Annotated in this window: 10 protein-coding genes and 1 pseudogene; 9 read left to right on the top strand and 2 right to left on the bottom strand. The window is 54.0% G+C overall.

The features are described from left to right. The coding region (locus HY788_13790; protein MBI4775221.1) for a DUF362 domain-containing protein at positions 1 to 727 on the top strand (727 nt) is incomplete at its 5' end. Between the two features lie 32 nt (positions 728 to 759). Here the strand turns inward: HY788_13790 and HY788_13785 are convergent. Next, entirely contained in the window at positions 760 to 3,324 is a 2,565-nt protein-coding gene (locus tag HY788_13785) for a PAS domain S-box protein (GenBank protein MBI4775220.1), read from the bottom strand. 599 nt (positions 3,325 to 3,923) lie between these two features. Beyond that, positions 3,924 to 4,205, bottom strand: coding sequence for a hypothetical protein (locus HY788_13780; GenBank protein ID MBI4775219.1), 282 nt, complete (start codon positions 4,203 to 4,205; stop codon positions 3,924 to 3,926). A gap of 806 nt (positions 4,206 to 5,011) precedes the next feature. Between HY788_13780 and HY788_13775 the strand changes: the two genes are divergently transcribed. The 8 genes and pseudogenes from HY788_13775 (at position 5,012) to HY788_13740 (ending at position 15,037) form a co-directional block, all read left to right on the top strand. Continuing rightward, on the top strand, positions 5,012 to 5,884 hold the full coding sequence (locus tag HY788_13775) for a methylenetetrahydrofolate reductase (protein MBI4775218.1): 873 nt from the start codon (positions 5,012 to 5,014) through the stop codon (positions 5,882 to 5,884). A gap of 238 nt (positions 5,885 to 6,122) precedes the next feature. After that, positions 6,123 to 9,166 (top strand): annotated as a pseudogene (locus HY788_13770) (CoB--CoM heterodisulfide reductase iron-sulfur subunit A family protein). Next, a complete protein-coding gene (locus HY788_13765) occupies positions 9,166 to 9,612 on the top strand; it encodes a hydrogenase iron-sulfur subunit (protein MBI4775217.1) in 447 nt (148 codons plus the stop codon). The pseudogene HY788_13770 and the gene HY788_13765 overlap by 1 nt, the downstream one beginning before the upstream one ends. A 28-nt stretch (positions 9,613 to 9,640) precedes the next feature. Then, on the top strand, positions 9,641 to 10,306 hold the full coding sequence (locus HY788_13760; protein MBI4775216.1) for a methylenetetrahydrofolate reductase C-terminal domain-containing protein: 666 nt from the start codon (positions 9,641 to 9,643) through the stop codon (positions 10,304 to 10,306). Then, complete coding sequence (locus HY788_13755) at positions 10,306 to 11,229, top strand: methylenetetrahydrofolate reductase (protein MBI4775215.1); 924 nt, start codon at positions 10,306 to 10,308, stop codon at positions 11,227 to 11,229. Before HY788_13760 ends, HY788_13755 begins: the two co-directional genes overlap by 1 nt. Before the next feature lie 66 nt (positions 11,230 to 11,295). Then, positions 11,296 to 11,682, top strand: a complete 387-nt coding sequence (locus HY788_13750; protein MBI4775214.1) for a response regulator — start codon at positions 11,296 to 11,298, stop codon at positions 11,680 to 11,682. A 322-nt stretch (positions 11,683 to 12,004) separates the two neighbouring features. After that, positions 12,005 to 13,558 carry a PAS domain S-box protein gene (locus HY788_13745; protein MBI4775213.1) on the top strand — a complete coding sequence of 518 codons (1,554 nt, stop codon included), beginning with the start codon at positions 12,005 to 12,007 and terminating at the stop codon, positions 13,556 to 13,558. Positions 13,559 to 13,561: 3 nt separating this feature from the next. After that, positions 13,562 to 15,037, top strand: a complete 1,476-nt coding sequence (locus HY788_13740; GenBank protein MBI4775212.1) for a response regulator — start codon at positions 13,562 to 13,564, stop codon at positions 15,035 to 15,037. Positions 15,038 to 15,066 lie beyond the last annotated feature (29 nt).

Genomic DNA, 15,066 nt, shown 5'->3' with positions numbered 1-15,066 from the left:
ATCGATGACTTCGCACAGGAACATGATCAGCCTCCCGAAGTTCAAGACGCACCTTTTTGCTCGAATGACCGGCGCCGTAAAAAATTTGTATGGGGTCGTGCACGGCCTTACCAAGGTGGCGTATCACTCGAAATTCAAGGACCCTGAAGATTTCACGGGCCTCCTGCTGGACCTGCTGGATCTCGTACGGCCCAAGCTGACCATCGTGGACGCGGTTGTGGGCATGGAGGGCGATGGTCCCACCTGGGGCCGGCCGCGGTTCGTAGGGTACATCCTCGCGAGTGCGGATCCTCTGGCTGTGGACTATGTCATGAGTCGGATGATGGGATTTCCTGAAGAGGAACCGCCTCTGTTTCAGATCGTCGCCCCTCCGGAGGTCGAAGTTGTCGGTGTGCCGCTGGAGATGGCCGTTCAGAGGGGTTTTCGCCTGCCCCAACCCAACACCATGAGGGACGGCCTCGAAGGGCTCCAATGGCTGCCGCATCGCCTCAAGGAAGCCTTTTGTCGCGAATTGCTCCCGCGCCCCGGCATCGATCGCAGGCTTTGTATAGGCTGCGCCTTATGTTTGAAATCTTGTCCCCGGCAGGCCATCCGGATGACCAGGGCGGGCGCGTCCGTGGACCACAACCAGTGTATTCGATGCTGGTGTTGTAACGAAGTCTGCCCGAGCGACGCCGTCAGGCCCGAGAGATCCCTGGTGGGAAGGATGTTGGCCGGCTTCCGATAGTCCGTGGGCTTCGACCTGTTCGAGAAACGGTTTTACGTCCCACTATCCAGAATCGTCCTGACCTTAAGCATCAAATCGCTGATTCTATAGGGTTTCCCGATGAAATCCGAAGCCCCCGACCCCATGACCTCTTTGATCTGTGCGTCGGACGTATAGCCGCTGGCCACCAGCACCCGGGCGTCCGGATTCAGTTTCAGAAGTCCATCGAGAGCTTTGCGCCCGCCGATGCCCGGCATTCCGAGATCGAGCACCACCAGATCGATCTCCACGCGCTTTTCCTCATAGAGCCGGAGAGCCTCTTCGCCGCTTGACGCCGGCACTACTTCGTATCCGCAGCTCTTGAGGGATTCCCCAGCTATATTCAATATGGCTTCATCATCGTCCACAACCAGAACGGTCTCATGACCTGCGGGTATGCTCTTCTCCTGCGTGATCGCTTTCGGGACCACAAGGCCTTCGCCTTCCAAGGCGGGTATGTAAACGAGGAACCGGGCGCCTTTGCCCAATTCGCTCGAGCAGGTGATGTATCCTCCGTGGGCCTTGACAATGCCGTAGACCGTTGCAAGGCCCAGTCCCGTTCCTTTTCCTACCCCCTTTGTCGTGAAAAAGGGTTCGAAAATTCGGGAAGAAATATCCTGGGACATACCCGAACCCGTGTCCGAAAACTCCAAAACCACGTATTCACCCGGATCGAACTGGTGTGCATGGTCCGGCGTGTCCATACCGATCCATTGGTTGCTGGTCCGTATCCGTATTGTTCCACCCTCGGGCATGGCGTCCCGCGCATTGGTGCCCAGGTTCATCAGTATCTGCTCCAGCTGAACGGCGTTACCTTTGACAGGTCTCAAATCATCGCTCAGTCCGGTCTCGATCGTGATCATCTGGGGGATCGTGCGTTCCAGTATGCGAAGGCCGTCTTTGATGACCATATTCAGATCCACCGGCTCCATCCTGCGTGCTTCTTTGTGACTGAACACCAAAAGCCGCCGTACCAGTTCTTCGCCTCTCTCCACGGCCTGCTCGATGCCCTCGATGTTCGACAGAGCGGTCCGGTCGAGCGATTTCTTCTGTAGCAGGAACTCCGTATACCCTGAAATCACCTGTAACAGGTTGTTGAAGTCATGTGCGATTCCGCCGGCCAGTGTCCCAACGGCCTCCATCTTTTGAGCCTGCGATAGCTTTTCCTCGAGGAGTCTCAGCTCACGTTGCGCTGCGATCCGATCCGTTATATCCCGCCCAATGCCGGTAACATAGGGCGTTTTGCCGGAAGCTTGAATCAATACATTATTGTATTCTATGTAATGGTGTTCCCCTTCAAAAAAATCTTTTCGGTATTCTTGAGGTATCAGGTTGTATATCTGCTTACCGACAAGATCATTAATGTCGTATCCAAAAATTTCAGCCATCGCAGGATTTGACTTGATTATTTTGCCATCCATATCATGGATACAGATCATATCATGGACACTGTCGTACAACGTTCTATATCTTTCTTCCGATTCTTTGAGGCGGTCCTCGCTAAGTTTACGCTTCGTTATGTCATGAAGAGTTATCATGGCCTTCGGAGTATCCGAATTCGATTGTATGGAAGCCACGTTGGATTCAATCCAAAAGGTCTTTCCGTTTCGATTGGTGAGCATATATTCGGCGGGTTCATCCACGGTTTCACCCTGTATTAACCTTTGCATTCTATCCACAAATCGCCGTCTGGAGTCACCTTCCAGGAATTCCAGAGGGTTCATCCGCATCAGCTCTTCCTGCGAGTAGCCGGAATACCGGGATAGAACGTCATTCACCGTGAGGAGCTTGCCTGTGCTCAGGTCGATCTCGACAATCCCCGCCGGTGCAAATTGGACGAGCTGCCTGTATTTTTTCTCACTTTCGGCCAAGGCCTGCTGAGCCAGCTTCCGTTCTTGCGCCTCCTTCTCCAACTCTTCCGAGGTCCGTATTTCTGAAATGAGACTCGCTTCAAGACCTTTTACCAATACCGCGATGGACAGGGAGGCAGCGCCCGACAAAAAGAGAAAATTACCGCTCGTAACGATCCATTTCGATACGGTGATTCCCAGCTGGGACACCCATGGAAAATAACTTTTGTCGATCAGCCAACCGATGGTCACAACGGCCCATGCGTTGACGCCGAGACCGACCAGCGATGCTCTCAAGCCCAACAATACTCCGGCGAACACGGAAAACCCGAACAGATAGATGAGGCCGGATGTTACGGGGCCGCGATAGTTCAGAATGATCAGTCCGAGCACCAACAGCATGAACAGCGTTGCTCCCGCTCGAATCTCGAATCGAATCCGCCGGAAGACGATCAAGGCCACGGCTACGCCATAGAAGAGCGCGTCCGCGAGTGCTATGCCCCAGGATCTCTCTTCAAACGCCAATTTCATGCCCTGAATGAACGGGAAAAAGGCGAAAAGCACACCCGAACAGAGGGTAACGAGAAGTATCCGTTCCCTCCAGAATCGCAAATCGTCGCCTTTCTCGATAGCGACGGGAAAAGCCCGGAAAAGGATACTCAGCATCGAGTTGAACGTTCCGCCGCTTTCTTTGTCTTTCAGCTTCGATCTTTTCCGATCACACTCCAATGAGTTCTCCCTAAGTTCGTCGAAAACAGCATCATGTTGGGGAATCGATTCATTCGGCCGGTCGTTTTTCCGGCCGTACGTTGTCGTCTACAGATTTGTCTCGATCGCAAAATCTGAATCAAACAGCATCTCGATGAAACCGAGGCGTTTCCGCCTTCAGCCTTATAGAGAAACCATCGGGAAAAACGTCGAGAACCTTTAGGAGCAATCCGGAATTGGGTGTGACGTCCACTCCATAGTGCGGAGGCAAAACGTCTCGCGTCCGGCGTGCGCTCGGAAATTCATGTAACCGGAGCGGTGGTAACCGATGTTGGGTGGGGCAGCGCTTTGAAGCCCTGTATGGTCGGACCTTGCGGGGAATACGACGTTCCGGTTATTCCATAGGAAGCGACCCCATCCGTTCCGATTCCCCGGACACGGATGGGCCCCCTGCTTCTCCTGTCTCATCGTTCTGCAGTGTCATCCGCGATTGAATGCAAGGATGTCGCCGGCGCGATACGGATCCCCGTATCGAGACCGCTGACCTCGGTCCGACCGGGGATTCCTGGAACTGAGTGTGTTGAGATTCGGAGACACGTGACGAAGGACGCATCGCCGGATTATTCCTTTTGGGTCATAAACCCAATGGATGCCAACACCACCACGAAGAGACCGAAAAGAAAATAAAAGGAACTGAAATAACTGATCTGTTCTAGGCTCTCTCCGAATATCCGGTCCCGATTGAGCATGTAGCCCCAGTACAACGTGAATACATAGTTCACCAGGAGGGCGAGTTTCATTCTCCCGAAAAGCAGGGACAGCGTACTCAGGGCCAAAAGCATCACGATCTGAAACACAGGGATCGACACCTCTGTGCTCTTGAGGAAAAGTAGTATGTCCATGAAGTTCCCTTTCGAAAAAACATGGATGGCGGACCCCTTACAGGGCTCTTAAATCGGAACGGTTTTCTCTGTCCGGCATTCTCTTCAAACTCACACAAGCAATAAACATGCCTGAGTACGACTAAGTTGGATTGGCCCGGCCGCAATAAACCGAACGGTGTCGGTTCCTTCAACATCCCGTTTTGTTATTCATATCGGTCCGATCAAGGGAGTACTCCGTTTCTCATGAGCGAAGCGGAATCACCGCCCACCGGCCTTCCAGTATTGCTTGTTGTTCTCGACGGCTTTTTTGAGGATACCGAACGAAGACGGACACTATCGGGGTTAGGTACATTTTGGATCAGCTAAGTTCGGTTTTGTTCTTCGCTGTCCAAAGGCTTGGACGAGTTTCAAGAACAGGGTCATCCCAATCGGCCCTGGCCTTTCAAAGACACGGATTGGAAGAACTTCCGAGCGTGGCTGGATCACGCCTGGGAACGCCGAGCCCCGGCTCGGCCAATTCGGAACTTCCAAGCATGGCTGGGTCACACATTCGAATGGAACCAATCGAAGGTATAGGGCTGTTACGTGAGGCGAAAAAAACGGATGACCGAAAGGGTAAAACGGGAATACTTGTACATGCTAATGTGTAAACAAAATGTGTCTATAATGATTGATTATAGAATATATAACTTATTATAAACATTTAATAATTATCCATTGCCTACTCAAGTCGTCACAAAAAACTATTGACAACGACCCGGACTTATGAAAGTAGATTTTTTCACAAAACTTAAAATGCACTCGGACAAAGGAATAAAACACCTATGAGTTTCCACAAGCGACTATCTTCAGGCGAATTTGTAGTACTTGCCGAAATGGATACGCCCAAAGGCGTGGACATCTCCGAGTTTGTCATCAACGCCCGCAGGCTGAAGGGACGAGTTGACGCCGTTACAATTCCTGACATGGGAAACGGCGTAATGAGAATGACCGCTTTAGGGGGCGGCGTCTTGATGCAACAGCAAGGAATGGAAGCCATCATACACGTCTGCTGCCGCGATCGGAATCAAATCGCCCTTCAAGGGGAACTGCTTTCGGCGTACGCACTCGGCATACAAAATCTCATCGTGGACCGCGGTGAAGACTTGACATTGGGAGATCATATCGACGCGAAACCGGTCAAGGACCTCGATGAACTAGGGCTTCTCGGCGCCATGCAGGCCCTGCAGAAAGGCGCCGATCTATCCGGCATTGTTCTCAACGGCAAACCGAGTTTTATCGTCGGCTGCACCATCGCGCCGTTCGGGGACGAGAAAGCCTTGGACACCGAACTCGAGATAGCTCGAAAAAAGGTGGAAAAGGGAGCGTGCTTTTTCATCTCTCCGCCCGTTTTCGATCCGGAGCAGTTCCTCTTCCTCAAAGAGCGAGCGCGTGACCTTAACGTACCGATCATTCCCACGGTGATCTTACTGAAATCCGTCGGTATGGCCCGATACATGACCGCGAATCTCCCCGGAGTAAAGATCGCGGAAAATACCATCAACCGGATCCGGCGGGCTTCCGACCGTATACTGGAGTGTTTCCGCATTGCCGGAGAGACAATCTCGGCTCTGAGAGAATCCGCTCAGGGAGTGAAAATTGTAACCCTGGGCTGGGAACATCGGATCCCCGGCATATTGGATAGCGCGGGTCTGTAATCCCGGCCATAAGACAAACGAACCTGATGAGAAATGGCTCATCCAGCGAAAGCGGGGGCGCAAGCCTCCAGTTTTCGGATAGACAAAGTTGAATGTACGGCTCGTGTGCGCCGGGCCCCGAATGGCGTGGTCCTGGATGGAACAGAGCCTGGGATCGCGTTGACATACCATACGCCCGGTTTTCGCACACAGGAAGCCGCCGAATCCCGGTCTACTTTAGAAAGAGCAGAGAGCAAAGATGGCAGACTTTGAAATTTCCCGATTTGGCAACAGAGTGCTGATTGTAGGCGGAGGCGTCGGCGGCATGAAGGCCGCCATGGACCTTGCCGAGGCAGGGAAAGACGTGTTGATGATCGATAAGGCGCCTGCAATCGGTGGACTTGTGACTCAGCTGGATCGCACGTTTCCAACCAACAATTGCGATATGTGCACCCTCTCCTCTCATCTGGCCGGAAGCGGCCGCCAACGGCGCTTGGAGGTGCTGGGTCTGACCCAACTTAACGAACTTACAGGCGAAACGGGGGGGTTCACGGCAACCTTGAAGACAAACCCCCGGCACATCGACCTGGACAAATGCACGGCCTGTGGGGATTGTTTCAAGCAGTTTCCGGAGTGCGTTCGGTTCACCCCCGGCTTTGACTTCCGCGCCCCCACCTGTATGCGATATCCCCAAGCCACGCCATTCGCATATTCCATCGACATGGATAAATGTGAGGATATTCAGGCCCTGGTGGACGTGTGCAAGGCGGGCGCCATTCTGCCGGGCGAACAACCCGTGTTCCGCGAATTGGGAGTGGGGGCCGTCATTTTAGCTCCCGGGGCCTCTTTGTGCGATCCGAAAACAGTCGAGATGTATCAGCACGGAATTCTGCCTAATGTGGTCACGGGACTGGAGTACGAGCGGATCATGTCCGCTTCCGGACCCACCAAAGGGGAACTCGTTCGGCCCTCGGACAGCAGAATTCCTCGCAAGATAGCCTGGATACAGTGCGCGGGCTCCAGAAACGTCAATCAAGGGGATGTTTCATACTGTTCCAGCGTGTGTTGCATGTATGCGTTGAAAGAAGCCATGGTCACAAAGGAACGGTTCCACGACGAAATCGAAACAGTCATGTTTTACATGGACATGCGGACATTCGGTAAAGACTACGAACTTTACTATCAGCGAGCCAAGAAAGATCTGGGCGTCCGGTTTGTCCGCTCCAGGCCGCACTCGGTCGAACACGCGTCGGGAACGGACGACCTCTTGATCCGCTACGTGCTCGAGGGCGACAGCTCGCCGAGGAGCGAAGTGTTCGATATGGTAATTCTTTCAACGGGATTTCGCATTCCATCCGATCTCTCCGCGCTGGGAGAGAAGCTCGGGATTGAACTTAACGAACACAACTTCGTCAAAACCGGTAGCTTCGAGCCTGTAGCCACATCCCGGCCGGGCGTTTACGTATGCGGACTTTTCGAGAGCCCGAAAGACATTCCGGAAACCCTGACACAGGCCAGTGCGGCCGCATGCGTGTCGTCAAAAGGCCTGGTCGGCCGGGAACTCCTGTTCGAGGTCGAGGAAGAGTATCCTCCCGAGCGAGACGTGTCGGGGGAGGAGCCTCGAATCGGGGTGTTCGTCTTTGACTGCGGCCACGATATCGGAGACNNGACGTCATCGATCTGGATGATCTTGTTTCTTATGCCCGGCACTTGCCTCATGTGGTCCTGTCCGAAATGACGGGATATGGCTGCAGCCGGGAAGCGCTCGAACACATACAAGACACCATCCGGGAAAAGGAACTGAATCGCATCGTGATTGGAGGGTTCTCCCCGCGAACACACGAGGTCCTTTTTCAGGACACGCTACGTAAAGCGGGGTTGAACAAATACCTGCTGGAAATGGCGAACATTCGGGACCAGGCGGCCTGGGTGCATTCGGATCAGCCCGTAAAGGCCACGGCCAAGGCCAAGGATCTGCTCCGCATGGCGGTTGCCGGCGTCGGCCTCGCTCACCCGCTCACCGACCATTATATGACCGTTAATAAGGACGTTCTTGTAGTGGGCGGCGGCGTGACGGGAATGAATTCGGCCTTAAGCCTTGCCGATGAAGGATACCGAGTCTTCCTGGTGGAGAAAGAATCGGAACTGGGCGGATTGGCCAAGGATATACGCAAGACCATCGAAGGCGAAGACGTTCGAGCTTACATGGAAGACCTGATCGAGCGCGTCAAAGGACATGAGCGCATTCAAACGCTCACGGGCGCGATTGTCGTGGATCACACGGGCATGCCGGGACTGTTCAAAACCGGACTTCAGATCGGTCCTCAGATGTATTACCGGCAGATCCAGCACGGGGTCACCATTCTCGCCACCGGCGCGCTCGCTCATCGGCCCAAACAGTACCTTCTGGATGAACATAAGGCCGTGGTCACTCAGAAAGACCTGGATGTCCTCCTGGAGGAGCAGCCCGACACGGTCAAGGGCTGGGAGCGGGTGGTCATGATTCAGTGCGTGGGCTCCCGGGTGCCCGAGAATCCAAACTGTTCCCGAATCTGTTGTCTGACGGCGGTGAAGAACGCCCTCCGCATCAAACAATCCGATCCCGACATCCAGGTGGTTATCCTGTATCGCGACATGAGGACCTACGGTCTATATGAGGATTATTACAGGGAAGCGAGAAGACAGGGCGTCATTTTCGCCCGATACGGCCTGGAGGGTCTCCCCGAGGTCCGGGCGAACGAAAGCCGGCTCGCCGTTACGTTCACCGATCCGATTCTGGATCGATTGATCCAAGTGGATGCGGATTGCCTCGCACTGAGCACGGGGTTTGTTGCCGATGACGAGTCCACGGAGGATCTGGCCGCTATTTTTCGACTGCCCCGGACTGGAGACGGGTACTTCCTTGAAGACCATGTCAAGCTGAGACCGGTGGACCTGCCCGCACCCGGATTTTTCGTCGCAGGTACCGCCCACGGCCCCAAATCCATTCGCGACAGCATCACGCAAGCCCAAGCCGCGGCAGGTAGGGCCCAGACGCTTCTCGCCATGGAGAAAGTGGAATTGGGAGCCGCGATTGCCAGAGTGGACAGCGAGAAGTGCGCCGCCTGTTTGATCTGTGTGCGGGCCTGTCCTTTCGATGTTCCTTTTATCAATGCGGACGGCCATTCCGAAATCGATCCGGCCAAGTGTCACGGGTGCGGCGTATGCGCGGCCGAATGTCCGGCAAAAGCCATCCAGCTTATGCAGTTCGAAGACGATCGAATCACGGCCGAGCTAGACGGCCTGTTGGAAGGAATCATGTAATGGAACACTTCGAACCGGTTATTGTAGCGTTTTGTTGCCATTATTGCGCATACACAGCCGCGGATATGGCGGGAACCATGAGAATGACCTACCCCCCGAATGTAAAAATCGTTCGCGTCCCATGTACGGGGAAAGTCGACACGCTCCATATCCTTCGATCGCTGCAGAAAGGGGCGGACGGCGTCCTCGTAGAAGGCTGTCTAGAAGGTGACTGCCATTTCAAAGTCGGCAATATCCGGGCGGCTCAACGTGTGAAGCAGGCGCAAAAGATGGTGGACGAGATCGGCATCGGTGGGGAACGAATCGAAATGACCACAATGTCTGCGGGGATGGGCGGTCGATTTGCTCACACCGTGAAGGAATTTACAGAAAAGGTCCGTGCCATGGGCCCAAATCCCATCAAGAAATTCGTAGAAAAGAACATTCGGGCGGCTGCGGGTTCGTAGCACACATCTTATCAGGGAGTACAATAGTATGATTACAGCCGAGTCAAAACCCATTGACGAAATCATCGAATATATACGGCCGTACCGGCGGATCATCCTGGCGGGATGCAACGAGTGCGTCACTGTTTGCGCTGCCGGAGGCCGCAAGGAAGTGGGCATTCTCTCTTCTGTTCTCCAAATGGCGCGCATGAAAAGCGGGGAGCCCCTCGACGTCACGGAAATCACGTTGGAAAGACAATGCGATCCCGAATACGTGGAAGAATTGGCTCCCATTATCGATCGGGCGGAAGCCGTGGTTTCCATGGCCTGCGGCTGCGGAGTGCAGGAAGTGGCCCGGCGGTTTAAGAACCTGCCGGTGTTTCCCGCGGTCAACACCAAGTTCATGGGCGCCTCGGAGCGCCAGGGCGTTTGGGCCGAGCGCTGTCAAGGGTGCGGGGAATGCGTCCTTGCAGTCACCGGAGGCATATGCCCCATTGCCCGGTGTTCCAAACGTCTGCTCAACGGCCCCTGTGGCGGATCCACCCACGGCAAATGCGAAATCAATCCAGATACGGACTGCGCGTGGCAGTTGATTTGGGACCGTTTGAATGCATTAGGACTCCAAGATCGGTACGAAGACATTATGGAAGCAAAAGACTGGCGCACGAGCCGGGACGGCGGCCCTCGCAAGATCATTAAAGAGGATTTGGCGTGATGAAAACAGATAGCATTTTGGAAAAAGTATTGGCAACGGGACAGCTTGCGGTAACGTCTGAATGCGGACCTCCCCGCGGCGCCGTACCGGAAAAAATCCAACGGAAAGCAGAGATACTGCGGGGCTATGTGGACGCGGTGAACGTTACCGACAACCAGACGGCCGTTGTCCGAATGTCCAGCTTGAGCGCCTGCATCCTGCTCAAGCAACTGGGGCTGAACCCGATACTCCAGATGGTCACTCGGGACCGTAACCGATTGGCCATGCAGTCGGATATCCTTGGCGCATACGCCCATTCAATCAATACGATGCTCTGCCTGTCGGGCGATCATCCCTGTTTTGGGGATCATCCCTCCGCAGCGAACGTCTACGACCTGGATTCCATTCAGCTCATTCAAACCGTGCGAAAAATGCGGGATCAAGGAAAATTCCAGGGCGGAGACGACATCGAGAACCCTCCCAAAATGTTCATCGGGGCTGCAGCCAACCCGTTCGCGGACCCGTTCGAACTCCGGGTGGCCCGCCTCGCCAAGAAAGTGAAAGCAGGCGCTGATTTCATTCAGACTCAATGCATTTACAATCTGGACAAATTCGAGCGGTGGATGCAAGGTGTTCGGGATCGCGGCTTACACGAGAAAGTGGCTATCCTGGCCGGGGTCACTCCAATGAAATCGGCGGGCATGGCGAAATACATGAAAAACAGAGTGCCGGGCATGGACGTCCCCGACGATGTCGTGAAGCGGCTGTCAGGCGTGCCGAAGGAAAAACAGCCGGAAGAAGGGATTACCATGTGCGTCGAGACCATACAACGTCTCAAGGAAATGGAGGGTGTCCGGGGATTCCACATCATGGCCATCGAATGGGAAGAAAAGGTGCCCGAAATCGTGGAGCGGGCAGGACTTTTGCCCAGGCCGAAAGTCTAACTCGGGGCGAATCCCGGACTACATAGTTTTTCATCGGTTTCGCGCCGGTTACAGGGAGGACACATAATGATAAGTAAACCGCTCGTGCTGGTCGTGGATGACGATCCGGATCTTGTGGAAGCCGTATCCATGAAATTGGAGAGCCAGAGCTACCGTGTTAAGAAGGCGTACGACGGCGTCGAGGCTTGGGACCGGATCAAGGAAGAGAAGCCCGCGCTGGTGATTCTGGACGTGATGATGCCCAGGAAGGACGGATATACGCTGTGCAATGAACTCAAGAACGATCCGGACTACGAAGACATCGCCGTGGTGCTGCTCACTGCCGTGGGATCGGCGGTCGAACTGACCCGTTACACCCACCAGGACGGCATGTCAACTCTGGCCGATGACTTCATTCCCAAGCCGATCGATCTCGAAAAGCTTATGGGTATTGTCAAAGAAAACCTTGCGTGAGCAGGCAAAGCGGCTTCGGACGACGCGCCTCCTCGGCTCGATCGAGAGGCGCTGTCGTGGAAATGGTGATCCACCGCCATGAGGCCCACTCATGCGAGCTCCCATGGAAATGAATCCAAACCAGTGGAATTCGCTTGACTTGCAGACTCGCCTCGCTGTCTCTTTGTTCTCCATCGACCTCTGAACTTCCGATCTCCCACTTGTACGGCCCTGGTTACCTCCTCCGGAGAACGAAGCAACCGAACGCGGCGTTTGCTCCCTGGTTTCTCCAAGACCTCGGTTGCGAGGGACCTCGGAAATTCCACAAACACGAAGGTGCGTGATGGCTGGAACGAACGACTGTGTTTCAAATCATTCCGACTGGAGGGTGCGGGTCTTTGATTCGCTCTCCCTGCCGACTCTCATTCTGGGCAAAGACAAAGTAATCGTTTATGCAAACGAGGTAGCGGTCAAGAAATTCGGTATGCCCGTGGGAGAATTGATGGGGAAAAGCTGTCATCAGGTGTTTTACAATTCCAAAGACCCGTGTTCGCCCAATATCTGCCCCTTGCCGAAGGTCCTGGAAGAAAAGAAAGGGCATTCGACGCTGAGAAGGATTCTCTCCGAAGAGAACGGAGAAATCTGGGAAGATCGCGTATTCTCTCCCATCCTCGACGATAATGGAGAAGTGATGTATGTCATGGAGAGCGTACGGGACGTAACCCGCCTGAAAGTGCTGGAGAAGGCGCTTAGAGAAACCAAGGAATTCCTGGAACGAGCCGTGGAAAGTTCAGCGTGCGCCATCGTGGCCGCAAGCCGCAACGGAAAGATATTGTTTATGAATCCCGCCGCTGAGAAACTCTTTGGATACAGCGTTGCCGAAATGGTGGATAAGGAATCCGTGGAAAACCTCTATCCGCCGGGGGTCGCCCGGGCCATCATGAAGAAGCTGCGGGACGAGACCTTGGGAGGCAAAGGGAAATTACCCAGCACGACGATTAAGATTCTAAATGCCAACAGTGAGGAAATACCCGCGGAAATCACGGCCTCCATCATGTACGAGGATGGGCAGGAAATCGCTACGATGGGCATCTTCAATGACCTTCGTGAAAAAATCGCTGTTGAACAGAAGCTGAAGCAAGCCCAGGAACAACTGGCGCAATCGGAAAAATTGGCGTCACTGGGCCAATTGGCCGCCGGAGTGGCCCATGAAATCAACAATCCTCTGGGTGGAATCCTTCTTTACGCGAACTCGATATTAGAGCAGATGACCGACGACAATCCATTCCGGGAAGACCTCGAGTACGTGATCGAAGACGCAAACCGATGCAAGGAGATTGTCAAGAGTCTCCTCGCGTACAGCCGGCAAACAAGCCCGATAAGGGAATTCATCCAATTCAATGACCTCTTGGAACAAAGTCTGATGCTTATTCGGGATCAGGCCATCTTCCGAAATATCCAAGTGATTCGAGAGCTTTCAGACGATATGATGCTTGTGCATGTGGACAAGAATCATCTTACTCAAGTGTGTATTAATCTGATCATGAATGCGATCGGCGCCATGAATGGAGAGGGAACATTGCTATTCAGGAGTTACCGGGACAAACCCGCCAAGAAAGCATATCTGGAAATAGAAGATACGGGATGCGGGATCCCCGAAGAGAATTTGTCCAAGATTTTTGATCCATTTTTCACCACAAAGGAGCCGGGAAAAGGGACGGGACTAGGACTCAGCACGGCATATGGAATCGTGCAGGAGAATGGAGGAAACATTTCCGTGAAACAGACGAGCCCGCATGGAACAACATTTCTTCTTGAGCTGCCCCTCTTCGTGCCGGCTGACAACTCGAGTTCGATACCGCTCGAACCGGCGGATTCTCCGGTAAAGGATGTGTAAACCATGGGGAATCGATCAGGGGCAAAGGCTGCCTTCACACCCAAAATCCTGGTGATGGATGACGAAAAACGGATCCGTGATGGTTGCCACAAGGTATTGACCTCGGAAGGCTTCGAGGTGGACCGGGCCGAAAACGGACGGATCGGGTTATCCATGATTGATCAGGAGCATTTCGATATCGTTTTGCTGGACCTGATGATGCCCGGCTTGGCCGGGCTTGAAGTCCTCGAACGGATTAAACTCCTCCATCCGGATACGGCGATCATCGTGATCACCGGGTATGCGACCGTTGAGAATTCCATCGAGGCCATGAAAAAGGGGGCGTTCGATTTCATTCCCAAGCCTTTTTCACCGGAGCAACTTCGCATCGTGGTCTCGAAGGCTTTGGAATTCACGCGGACCCTGCAGGACATCGCCACCGAAAAGTCTCGAATGCACGTGATGATCAACCAGCTCGCGGATGGCGTTATGGCCACGGACCCCGACAAAAGGGTCGTACTGGCCAATCCGGCCTTTCTCCGCCTATTGGGCTATACCGGGGAAAGGGTTGTCGGTCGCCCTGTGTCCGAATTCATCCGCAACGATGCTTTAGAGAATATGATGGATCGAGCCTTAACCAGCGCTCCGGACGAACGCATCGAACTGTGCGAAGAGATTCGTCTCGGCTCGAAAGAAGCGGACCAAGAGAAGATTCTTGATGCTCGATGCGCACCCTTTCGGGATCGGATGGGCAGGAACCTGGGCACGATTACTGTTCTCCATGACATCACGGCGATGAAAAAAATGGATCAGCTCAAATCCGATTTCGTGACCATGGTGTCTCATGAAATCCGCAGCCCCATGAATACCGTGCTCATGCAGCTCAATGTGGTGTTGGACGGGCTGGCGGGAGAGTTGACGGCAAAGCAGCGGGAAATCCTCACCAGAACTTCAGAGCGGGTCCTGGCGCTCGTGCATCTGGCTTCCGAGCTGCTGGATCTGGCAAAGATCGAATCAGGCCTCATTTCTCAAAAAAGAGAGGCCGTCTCTATTGATGCGCTGCTTAGAGATCAGGTGGCCTTCTACACACCCAAAGCGGAAAGGAAGCGCATAAGGCTCTCACTCCTTCCCGTCCCCAAGATACCTTCCATTCTTGCGAATAAGGAAAACATCGAAGAGGTGTTCTCCAACCTCATTACAAACGCGATCCATTACACGCCGGAGGGCGGAAGCATAACCGTATCCGCCGACGTCGAGAATGAGTATCTCCGGATCAGCGTCAGCGATACCGGTTTCGGCATCCCCCGCGAAGAACAGGATCGTATTTTTGATCGATTTTATCGTGTGAAGAATGAAAAGACCCGCTTTATAACCGGCACGGGCTTGGGATTGCCCATCGTAAAAAGCATTGTGGAGGCCCACAACGGCACGATCCGAGTCGACAGCGAGGTAGACAAGGGCTCGACGTTCCATGTGATTCTGCCGCTTCCCGCTTCATAGGTCGGGTAGGCCGTGACCTGCAAGACATC

The sequence above is a fragment of the Deltaproteobacteria bacterium genome, from assembly GCA_016208165.1.
Taxonomy (GTDB): domain Bacteria; phylum Desulfobacterota; class Desulfarculia; order JACQYL01; family JACQYL01; genus JACQYL01.
The sequence above is the reverse complement of the archived record's forward strand: the minus strand, read 5'-3'. Positions and strand labels throughout refer to the sequence as shown.